The organism is Streptomyces sp. FH025 (assembly GCF_017427025.1).
GTDB lineage: Bacteria > Actinomycetota > Actinomycetes > Streptomycetales > Streptomycetaceae > Kitasatospora.
This window is the reverse complement of record NZ_JAFLNG010000259.1, coordinates 1-9,809: the sequence shown is the minus strand read 5'-3', so window position 1 is coordinate 9,809 and position 9,809 is coordinate 1. Positions and strand designations below refer to the sequence as shown.

12 protein-coding genes are annotated in these 9,809 nt (G+C 74.2%); 5 read left to right on the top strand and 7 right to left on the bottom strand.

Annotation, left to right across the window (positions count from 1 at the left end; genetic code table 11):
- The 5 genes from J0670_RS19310 to J0670_RS19290 form a co-directional block, all read right to left on the bottom strand.
- On the bottom strand, positions 1-622 hold a 622-nt coding region (locus J0670_RS19310), incomplete at its 3' end, for a hypothetical protein (RefSeq protein WP_207812875.1).
- A gap of 328 nt (positions 623-950) precedes the next feature.
- A complete protein-coding gene (locus J0670_RS19305) occupies positions 951-1,529 on the bottom strand; it encodes a flavodoxin family protein (RefSeq protein ID WP_207812874.1) in 579 nt (192 codons plus the stop codon).
- Positions 1,530-1,621: 92 nt separating this feature from the next.
- Positions 1,622-2,539 (bottom strand): NAD(P)-dependent oxidoreductase, encoded by a 918-nt coding sequence (locus J0670_RS19300; RefSeq protein ID WP_207812873.1) that lies wholly within the window; start codon positions 2,537-2,539, stop codon positions 1,622-1,624.
- Positions 2,540-2,653: 114 nt separating this feature from the next.
- A complete protein-coding gene (locus tag J0670_RS19295; protein WP_207812872.1) occupies positions 2,654-3,076 on the bottom strand; it encodes a hypothetical protein in 423 nt (140 codons plus the stop codon).
- A gap of 173 nt (positions 3,077-3,249) precedes the next feature.
- Complete coding sequence (locus J0670_RS19290) at positions 3,250-3,810, bottom strand: heme-binding protein (protein ID WP_207812871.1); 561 nt, start codon at positions 3,808-3,810, stop codon at positions 3,250-3,252.
- A gap of 356 nt (positions 3,811-4,166) precedes the next feature.
- Between J0670_RS19290 and J0670_RS19285 the strand changes: the two genes are divergently transcribed.
- Positions 4,167-5,357: a sensor histidine kinase gene (locus tag J0670_RS19285; RefSeq protein ID WP_307806586.1), complete on the top strand. Its 1,191-nt coding sequence runs from the start codon at positions 4,167-4,169 to the stop codon at positions 5,355-5,357.
- Positions 5,354-5,986, top strand: a complete 633-nt coding sequence (locus J0670_RS19280; protein WP_207812869.1) for a response regulator transcription factor — start codon at positions 5,354-5,356, stop codon at positions 5,984-5,986. Before J0670_RS19285 ends, J0670_RS19280 begins: the two co-directional genes overlap by 4 nt.
- A 579-nt stretch (positions 5,987-6,565) precedes the next feature.
- Here J0670_RS19280 and J0670_RS19275 read toward each other — a convergent pair.
- Positions 6,566-7,144 carry a hypothetical protein gene (locus J0670_RS19275; protein WP_207812868.1) on the bottom strand — a complete coding sequence of 193 codons (579 nt, stop codon included), beginning with the start codon at positions 7,142-7,144 and terminating at the stop codon, positions 6,566-6,568.
- Positions 7,145-7,459: 315 nt separating this feature from the next.
- On the opposite strand from J0670_RS19275, the gene J0670_RS19270 reads away from it, so the two are divergent.
- The gene (locus J0670_RS19270) at positions 7,460-8,578 is read left to right on the top strand and encodes a glycosyltransferase (RefSeq protein ID WP_207812867.1); all 1,119 of its coding nucleotides are present in this window, start codon (positions 7,460-7,462) and stop codon (positions 8,576-8,578) included.
- Positions 8,579-8,644: 66 nt separating this feature from the next.
- On the opposite strand, the gene J0670_RS19265 is transcribed toward J0670_RS19270, so the two are convergent.
- Positions 8,645-8,989: a hypothetical protein gene (locus J0670_RS19265; RefSeq protein WP_374223127.1), complete on the bottom strand. Its 345-nt coding sequence runs from the start codon at positions 8,987-8,989 to the stop codon at positions 8,645-8,647.
- 14 nt (positions 8,990-9,003) lie between these two features.
- Between J0670_RS19265 and J0670_RS39970 the strand changes: the two genes are divergently transcribed.
- Both J0670_RS39970 and J0670_RS19260 read left to right on the top strand, forming a co-directional pair.
- Complete coding sequence (locus tag J0670_RS39970) at positions 9,004-9,135, top strand: hypothetical protein (protein ID WP_279383037.1); 132 nt, start codon at positions 9,004-9,006, stop codon at positions 9,133-9,135.
- Positions 9,136-9,289: 154 nt separating this feature from the next.
- Positions 9,290-9,809: NAD(P)H-binding protein (locus J0670_RS19260; protein ID WP_207812866.1), on the top strand; the 520-nt coding region annotated here is incomplete at its 3' end.

The following is a 9,809-nucleotide window of genomic DNA, read 5'->3' as shown; positions in this document are numbered from 1 at the left end:
CGGCGCCCTTGATCCCGTCGCAGCTGAAGTGGCCGTGGTCGTTCTCGTCGTCGGCATCGGCCGAGAAGACCACCGGGACGACACCGGCCCTGCCCAGCGGGGTGTCCTTGGTGAAGGAGGCGCGGACCTTGATGTCGATGTGCTTGCCCTGGGCGACGTAGAGCAGCGCGTCGTCGGCCGGGTTGCCGTCGCCCGTGACGGGGCCGAGGAACATCAGCACGGCGTCGTCGTCGCCGTCACCGCCACCGGGTGCGACGACGGCGGTCTTCCAGGTGCCGCCGCCGGGCAGGCCGGCCGGCAGCTGGTAGTCGAGCTTGAGGTCCTTCGCCTTGAGCGAGCCCGCCTTGTTCTTGAACTTGAGCAGCGGGAGGGCGACGAACTCGCGCTTGGTCGAGTTGTCGATCCGGAAGGTGAACTCACGCGAGTCACCGCCGGCGATGAAGGTGTCCGGAACGCCTCGCACCGAGAGGTCGAGGTTGCGGTGTGCCGTCTTCTCGGCCGTTGCGGCGGCGGACGGGGCGCCGGTGGTACCGACGGCCATGGCGCCCTGGGCGCCGGCCAGCACGAGCGAGGACGCGAGCGCGGCGGCGCCGGCCAGGGCGAAACTGCGACGTATGGACAAGGAGACCTCACGGAAGTGTCCGGGCGAGGCCCGGGCGCGAGGGGGCGGCCGCAGACGCCGCGTAACCCCCCGCGAAGCTGAAAGTCCGACGGAGATTACCGAACGATCCGGCCACTCCGGAAGGCGGGTGCCACACTGCGGGTCACTCCCGGGGCGACGGTGCCCGAATCGCCCAACTCCGTCCTTCGGTAAGGCTTTTGCTCTGCACCCAAAGACGACCGGGAGGTGACGGGTACACGCCCGGGGGGCCGTGGCGCACGGCGCTCCCTGGCTTGAAACCGTCGCCCCCCGGCCGGGTGGAGCTCAGGCGCGGTGGAAGCGGTGGAGCTCAGTCCGCGAAGAAGGACTTCGCCTCGACCAGCGCCCGCTCGTCGCTCAGGACGTCCCCCGGGCGGCTGCCGTTGCCGCGCAGCAGTCCGCCCCAGCGCATCCCCATGTACTCGGCGCTCAGTCGGAGCGTGTCGGCCAGCGGATCGGCGGCCGCGTCCCGGCCGGCCAGGACGGTGACGCCCCACAGGGTGCTGCCGGCCATCCGGGCCCGGAACTCCACTCCGGGCGCCCGGAGCCAGGCCACCCAGTAGTCCAGGTAGAGCTTGGCGGGCGTCGGCAGCGTGTACCAGTACAGCGGCGCGACGAAGACCAGGTCGGTGGCGGCGAGGGTGGCCTCCAGCAGGGTCCGTTCGTGGCCCTCCGGCTCGGGGAAGACGCCGTCGCCGACGTGCCGGAGGTCCTGGAAGGGCGGCAGCGGGTGGTCGGCGAGGCGCAGCCAGCGCTGCTCCGCGCCGACGGGAAGGCTCGACTCGGCGGCCAGCCTGGCGAGTTGCTCGGTGTTGCCGCCGAGGCGCGCGCCCGCGTCCAGGAACAGGAAACGGCGCGACGCCCCGGCGTGGAACGACTCATCGGACATCGGTACTCCCCCAGTCGGGTACTGCGGACGGAGGTTCGAGCACACACCGCGTGCCGGATATTCCACCCCTGCTTCCGATATCTGACGCCGCCTCAGTCCGGCAGCCCGGCCCGGCGGCGGGCGACTTCGGCGACGGCGGCCCAGTCCTTGTCCCCGTCGCCGTGGGCCAGTGCGTCCAGGAAGGCGTCCCGCAGGATGCCGCCGAACGGCAGCGGGACGTTGCGCGCGGCACCGGCCTCCAGCGCGAGGCCGACGTCCTTGAGACCGAGCGGCATCCTGAACCCGGCCGGTTCGTAACGGCGTTCGGCGATCATCCCGCCGTAGCCGGAGTGGACCGGCCCGGGGAAGAGCGTGCCGGTGAGCATCTCGACCAGGTCGGTGGGCCGCACGCCGTGGGCCTCGGCCAGGCTGCACGCCTCGGCCAGCGACTCGATCGCGCAGGCGATCAGGTAGTTGGCGCCGATCTTGGCGGTGTTGGCCTGCCGGGGGCTGTCACCGAACCGCCAGGTGCGCTCGCCCATCGCCGCGAACAGCGGCTCGGCCCGCTCCAGCAGCTCCGGCGCGCCCGCGACCAGGATGTTGAGCCGCCCCGCCGCCGCGACCGGGGGCCGGCCGAGGACGGGCGCGGCGACGTAGCCGATGCCGTGCTCGGCGTGCAGGGCCTCGGCGCGTTCGGCGAGGGCGAGCGAGACGGTGGCCATGTTGACGTGCAGGGTCGCGTTCGCGCCCGCCAGCAGCCCGGGGTCGAGCAGCAGCCGCTCGACCGCGTCGTCGTTGGCGAGCATGGAGACCACCGTGTCGGCGGCGAACACCTCGGCGAGCGTGCCGGCCGCCTCGGCGCCCTCGGCCACCAGGGCGGCCACCGGCTCGGGCGAGCGGTTCCAGACCCGTACGGCGTGGCCGGCCCGCAGCAGGCTGCCGGCCATGCCCCGGCCCATCGCGCCCAGCCCCACGAAGCCGACCGTCCCTCCGGCGCCGGTCCCTCCGGTGCCAGTCGTCGTCCCGGTCATCCGCGCACTCCCGTCGTCGCAACCACCCGTCCGTTTCCGGTGACTGTACGTCAGGCGCGGTTCGGTGCCCGGGCGGCCTGGCGGCCGGGCCCGTCGCGGGCCGCGCGACGCGGGCTAAGCGACGCGGGCCGGCCGCTGGGGGCGGCCGGTGGCGGCGCCGCGCTCCAGCTCGGTGACCACCCGGTGGCGCAGCAGCTCGTACTGGGCGTGCAGCCGGCCGGGGCCGCCCGGGCGGGCGACCGGACGGCCGGGGCCGACCAGCTCGTCCGGCCCGAACTGCTCGCGGGTGAGGTCGATCTCGAAGCCGGTGGCGAAACGGTTCCACCAGTGGAGGTCCGTGCGGACCCCGTCGACGTACACCTCGCCCATCATCAGCTCGCCGCCGAGCAGGTCGTGCACCACGAGGGCCGTCACCCCGCACTGGCCGCGGGCGGGATTGTCGGGACGCCAGTGGGCCAGGTCCTCGGGCGCACAGGTGTCGACGCCCCAGGAGGAGCGGATCGCACGTTCGATGTCGTTGAGGGTCCACGCCGTCATACCGGGAAGCCTGCCACGCGGCACTGACAACGACACCGGCTTTTCAAAGGGTCACCGCCTGTTCTGCGACGACCCTCCCCGTGTTCACCCGAACGAGGAGGCGGCGGCACCCCGTCCGGAAGTACGTCCGGCCGGTCGGCCGCCGCGGTGGCGGGCCGACCGGCCGGAGCGCGTCACTTCGCCAGCGCGGCGACGCCGGCCTGCGCGAACTGCTCGTCCAGGTCCCCGCTGGGCGCGCCCGCGACGCCGATCGCCGCGACCGGGGCGCCCTTCGACTGCACCGGGGCACCGCCGGCCAGGAACAGCGTGCCCGGGATGTCCTTCAGGTTCGGGGCCTGGGCCAACCGCTTGGCCAGCTCCGAGGTCGGGGCGTTCCAGGAGACCGCCGTGAAGGCCTTGCGCTCGGCCGACTCCGGGGCCTGCGGACCGGCGCCGTCGCCCTTGAGCAGGACCCGGGTGACGCCGTCCCGGTCGACCACGGCGACCGAGACGTGCTGGCCGGCCCTGGTCGCCGCGTCCAGAGCGGCCTGGGCGGCGCGGGTGGCGGCGTCGATGGTCAGGCCGGTGGTCTCGGCGAGGTTCCGGTTCTGCGCGTCGGTCTTCGTGGCGGCCTGGACGGCCGGGGTGTCGGTGGTCTCGGCACTGGCCGAGACGGCGCCCACGCCGGCGGCGGCGAGCGCGGCGGCGGCGACGGTGCCGGTCAGCACCCGGGTGCGCACGGAGGTCTTCTTCATGGTCGGCTCCTCAGCGGATCTGCGGGTCAACGGGGTGTGGGGGCCGCCGCGGAGGATCGGGCCGCCCGGCTCCGCTTCGATCCTCCGGCCGGGTACCGGCCCGCGGCATCGACGGTCCGGCGCGACCGTCCGGGCATGATGGAGGACGGCGCCGTCAACCGATCGGCTGATGCGGGACCGGGCCGGACGGGTCACCATCGAGGGATCGGCGCAGGTCAGTGCGCCGGCCGTCCGCACCGAGCCCGTACCGAGCCCTCGTCGCCCGGGCCGACCCGTACCGCCAGGAGCCACCCGTGCCGCAGCCCCGCCCGTCCACCGGTCGCCCGGGCGGCGGCCGGACGGTCGGCGGCCGTGACATCGGCGGCCCTGACGTCGGTGACCCGGACGCGGGCCGGCTGGCGCTGCTGCTGGACTCCGCCTTCCTGCTGCTGCTCGCCGCCGCGCTCAGCCGCTACCTCACCCACCACGCCGGAAGCCCCTGGATCCCCTGGGTGATCGGGCTGAGCGCCGCGCTGGCCGTCGCCCAGCCTGCCGCCTCCTGGCTCGACCGCCGCCGCCCGGCCGCGCCGGGACGACCGCGCCGGTGGCCGCTGGCGCTGGTGGTCGCGCTCTGGGTGGTGCTGGTGCTGCTCGCGCCGAGCTTCGCCTGGTGCGCCGTCCCGCTGATCTACACGGCGCTGCGGGCGCTGCCCGCGCGGGCGGCGATCCCGCTGGTGGCGGCGCTGACGCTGCTGGTGGTGATCGCCGAGATCCGGCTGCCCGGCGGCGCGGACGCCACCCTGGTGCTGCTGCCGCCCGCGGTGGCCGCGCTGGCCACCGGCGTCTTCCTGTTCATGGCCCGGCAGGCCGCCCGGCAGCGGGCGCTGATCGCCGACCTGGTCCGCACCCGGCGCGAACTCGCCGCCACCGAGCGGCGGGAGGGCACTCTGGCCGAGCGCGAGCGGCTGGCGATGGAGATCCACGACACCCTGGCGCAGGGCCTGTCCAGCCAGCAGATGCTGCTCCAGGCCGCCGAGCGCACCTGGGACGCCGATCCGGCGACCGCCCGCACCCACGTCCGCACCGCCGCCGAGGTGGCCGGCCGGAACCTGGCCGAGGCCCGCCGCTTCGTCCACGACCTCGCCCCGGCCGAACTGGCCGACGGCCGCACCCTCGACCGGGCGCTGCGGGCGCTGGCCGAGCGGGAGGCCGCGGAGAGCGGGCTGCCGGTCCGTTTCCACCTGGACGGCACGCCCGTCCCGCTGCCCGCCGCCGCGCAGTCCGCGCTGCTGCGGATCGCCCAGGGCGCGCTGGCCAACGTCCGGGAGCACGCCGGGGCCTCGACCGCGGCGATCACCCTGTCGTTCCTGGGCGACCAGGCGGTGCTGGACATCGCCGACGACGGGCAGGGCTTCGAGCCCGCCGCGCCCCGCCCGGGCGGCACGCGCGGCCACGGCCTGCCGGCGATGCGCGCCCGGCTGCGGCAACTGGGTGGCACGCTGACCGTCGAGAGCACCCCCGGCGAGGGCACCGTCGTCTCCGCCGCGATCCCCCTGGAGCACCCATGAACGCGACCCCGGTCCGGCTGTTGGTCTGCGACGACCACGCGGTGGTGCGGGCCGGCCTGCTGGCGCTGCTCGCCAGCGCGGGCGACATCGAGGTGGTCGGCGAGGCGAGCACCGGGGAGGAGGCCGTCGCGCTGGCCACCAGGCTGGCGCCGCAGGTCGTGCTGATGGACCTCCAGCTCGGCGAGGGCATCGACGGCGTGGAGGCGACCCGGCGGATCACCGCCGCCCCGGGCGGGCCGCACGTCCTGGTGCTCACTACCTACGACACCGACGCCGACATCACCCGGGCGATCGCCGCGGGCGCCACCGGCTACCTGTTGAAGGCGGAGCGGCCGGAGGAGCTGTTCGCCGCCGTGCACGCGGCCGCGCGGGGCCGGACGGTGCTCTCGCCGCCGGTCGCCTCCCGGGTGATGGCGCAGATGCGGGCGCCCGCGCCGCAGCTCACCGAGCGCGAGCAGGACATCCTGGCGCAGCTCGCGCAGGGGCTGGGCAACCGGGAGATCGCGCGGGCGCTGTTCATCAGCGAGGCGACGGTGAAGACCCATCTGGGGCGGATCTACGACAAGTTGGGCGTGGACACCCGGGCCGGCGCGGTGGCGGTGGCCAAGGAGCGTCGGCTGCTGCGCTGAGCGGGGGCGCGGCCCCGGCTCGGGCCGGTTCGCAGGGTGCGCCGGGGTGTTCCCTGCGTGTTCCCAGGGTGTTCGGCCCATCGCTGCGCTCGGCGTTCGCGCGGTGTCACTGCGTGCTGCCATGATGCTCGGAATGTCGGATTCCAAGCCGGCGCGCTTCCGTGCACTCGGCACACCCCGGGGCGGGTGCGGCAGCCGTACGGCGCCCTGACGGGCCCACAACCGCCTGGCCCGGCGGCTGTCGGGCCACATTCCGGCCGGGCGGACCGGTCTTCAGGTTTGTGGATTTTTCGTGGATCTGACTATTGACAAACCAACCAAGCGGTTTGTTAGCTTGGACCAACGACGTCCCCGGAGGTGGGGACTCGCCGGGGTCTGTGCGGACCGCTCTCGCCGGAGGGCGTTGCCAGGGGGGAATCGGCGGGACAGCCGGGGTGTCGGGGGGAGCGGCAGCGCCGAAGCCGCGCGACGAGGAGGCGTGGAGCGTGTCCGGGGGGACTCGCTCCACGCCTCCCCAGAAGAGCCCCGAAAAGTCCGGGCGGCGGAAGCCCCGATCTGATCAGCGCGCTCCAGCGCCGATCAGATCAGCGCGCTCCAGTACGGGCAGTGCACGTACGGCAGCGACGCCGGGCCGATGCCGCCCTCTTCGCACGACCGGCCCAGCCGCTCCGAGCGGGCCACGCCGGGCGAGTCCGCCACCAGCCCGATCTCACCGAACTCCCCGACGTTCAACACCAGTCGGTAGCCGTCCGGAGTGCCGGCGGCGACTCCCAGGCGGTCCCGGCACGCGTTCACCGAGGTGATCGTCCAACCGCTCCGCCGCCAGTGCCGTTCCACCGCGCCCACCAGCTCCGCCCGCCGGGCCTGCGAGACGACGGTGAGCAGGTCGCGGCCCAGGGTGACGTACCAGAGGACCTCCGAACCCCGCCCCGGGAGCGGCAGCCGCGACCCCGACCGGGGCACCGCGTCCTGCCAGACCGGCACCGGGCGCAGGGCGTCCAGGGTGTCCTGGAGCAGGGTCTCGCAGCGCTCGGCGGCGTCGAGCTGGTCGACGGTCACACCCGGCGCCGACAGCGACCACCAGGCGGGCGCGGGCGCCGCTCCGCCGCGCCGGCCGTGCGGGCATCCGAGGTTCAGTTCGGCACCACCTGACTGCACAGGGCCCTCCGTACTCCCCCGGGTGTTCGACCCGGGCAGGCGCATTCCTTCACTGCTTGGACGGTGGCCGGGTGCGGACAGTTCCGGCCCTCACGGTTCCTGCACGAGTGGACCGCACCGCACGGTGCGGTTGAGGCATCCGCCCTGGTGATCGACCGCACCCAGGACGCCGCCGCCCGGAGCACACCGCCGCCCCGGTGGCAAGGCCCGTTCCAAAACGGCCGATTACCGCGCATGGTGATCCAAATCAAATTGACCGAACGTCAACTCGAGAGGTGAGACTGCCCTGTTAGCGTCACCTGCGAGGAGAAGACCATGCGCATACTCTTCACCGGCCCCGCCGCGGCCGGTCACCTCTTCCCCATGGTGCCGACCGCGCAGGCCCTGCGCGCCGTCGGGCACGAGGTCCTGTTCGCCTCCGGGCGCCCGTTCGAACCGCTCCGGTCCGCGGGCTTCCCGATCGTCGAGATCGGCGACGGGCGGACCCTGCGGGAGCTGTTCGAGGAGCGGCTCGGCGGCAAGGTCGAGTACGTCAGCCGGGACCAGACGCAGGAAGAGATCTTCGACATGGCGGCCGGGATCTTCGCGCACGCCACCCGCTCCGGCGTCGACCAGTTGCTGGAGGCCGCCGGCGAGTGGGGCGCCGACCTGCTCGTCCACGACTCCTTCCACGTCGCTCCCCCGCTGGTGGCGGCCCGCCTCAAGATCCCGTCGGTGGTGCACAACTTCGGGGTCACCCCCGGTCTTCCGATGATCGACCGGCTGGCCTCCCACGCCACCGACCTCTACGCGAAGCACGGCCTGGCCGGCCCGGGCACCGCCACCGCGCTCAACCTCGGCCCGCTCGGCGGCGACCCGACCGGCCTGTCGATGCGCTACATCCCGTACAACGGCGGCGGACTGGTCCCGGCCGAGTTCCTCCGGCACGCCGACCGCCCGCGGATCGTCGTCACCCTGGGGACCGTCCTCGCCGAGATCGACGGCGTCCGGGCCGTCGTCCGGCTGGTCGAGGCGGCGGCCTCGGTCGACGCGGACTTCCTGCTCGCCGTCGGCGACGCCGACCTCACCCCGCTCGGCACCCTGCCGGCCAACGTCCGCGCGCTGCCCTGGGTCCCGCTCAACGAACTGCTCAGCCGCGCCGACGCGCTGATCCACCACGGCGGTTCGGGCACCATGCTGACCGCCCTCCAGGCCGGTCTGCCCCAGCTGCTCCTCCCCCAGGGCGCGGACCACTTCGCCAACGCCGACGCCCTCACCGCCACCGGCGCCGCCCTGCGCTCCGCCTCCGACGCCGTCGACTCCGCCCTGCTCGACCGGCTGGTCGGCGACACCGCCCTCCGCGAGGCCGCCCACCGCCTCCGCGCCGCCAACGCCGAACTCCCCACGCCCGCGGCCCTCGTGCCGACCCTCGAATCCCTCGCCGCCCGCTCCTGACACCTGGCCCCCGCGTCGGACGGGGTGTGTCCTGTGGGTCTCGTCGGGCCCACAGGACACTCCGCCCTAACTCTGTTCCGTGCGCTTGATCCACTCGCCGCCGCCCAGCGGGTAGTCGTAGCCGGGGCGGTTGACGTCCGCGCTGGTGCGGAACGGGGTGCCACCGTTGTCGACGCGGACGGTGCCGCGGCGGCCGCCGCTGGACCAGTCCAACGAGAGGTCCCAGCGGACGTCGTGCGCCTTGGTGTGCACCGTGACGTAGAAGACCTCCGGGTCGGACTTGCTGACCTTGTACGGGAAGTCGCGCTGGCCGCCCTGGAGGGTGATCACGGGGCTGCCCTTGTCGAGGTCGATGTCGAACGACTTGGTGTCGACCTCGCCACCGCAGCCGACGCCCATCGCGTAGCCCAAAGGAGCAAGGGGACATGGGAGTTGTGGGAGTTCGATACTCGGACCTGACCGGCAAGGTCGTCGTGATCAAAGTGCTCCTCCTCGGCGGCCCGGACAACCTCGCCCGGGAGGCCGGCGTCGTCCGCCGTCGCCGGACCCACGGCTGAGGCCCTCCTCCGGACGGTCGACGTCCGTCCGTGCGACGGCGGCGGCGGGCGGTTGACCCGGGCCGTGGTCCGGCGCAGGTGATGGCCTTCTTCGTACCAACGGCCCCTGACACGCGGCGCCCACGGCCTCACCCGGGTCGGTACGGTACGCGGCATGTCCGTTGTCATCGCCGGCGGCCACGGCAGGGTCGCCCGAGGAGTCTCCCGTCTGCTGGCGGACCGGGGGCGTCCGGTCCTCGGCCTCATCCGGCGCCCGGAGCAGAGCGTCGCCGTCCGGGCCGCCGGAGCCCGGCCGGTGGTCCTGGACCTCGCCACCGCCACCGTCGACGAACTCGCACAGCGCCTCGCCGGTGCCGAGGCGGTGCTCTTCGCCGCCGGCGCGGGGCTCGGAGACGCCCCCGGGCTGGCGAACCCGGTCGACCACGACGCGGTCGTCGCGCTCGCCGACGCGGCGGAACTCGCCGGCGTGCGCCGCTTCGTGATGCTCTCCGCGATGGGCGCCGACCCCGTCATGCGCTACCCGGCCGACCCCCTGGTCGAGACCTTCCTGCGGGCCAGGGGCCGGGCCGACGAGAACCTGCTGTCGCGCGAGGCCCTGGACTGCACCGTGCTGCGGCCCGCCTGGTTCCGCGACGGCCCGGGCACCGGCCGGGTCAACCTCGGCGAGCGCACCG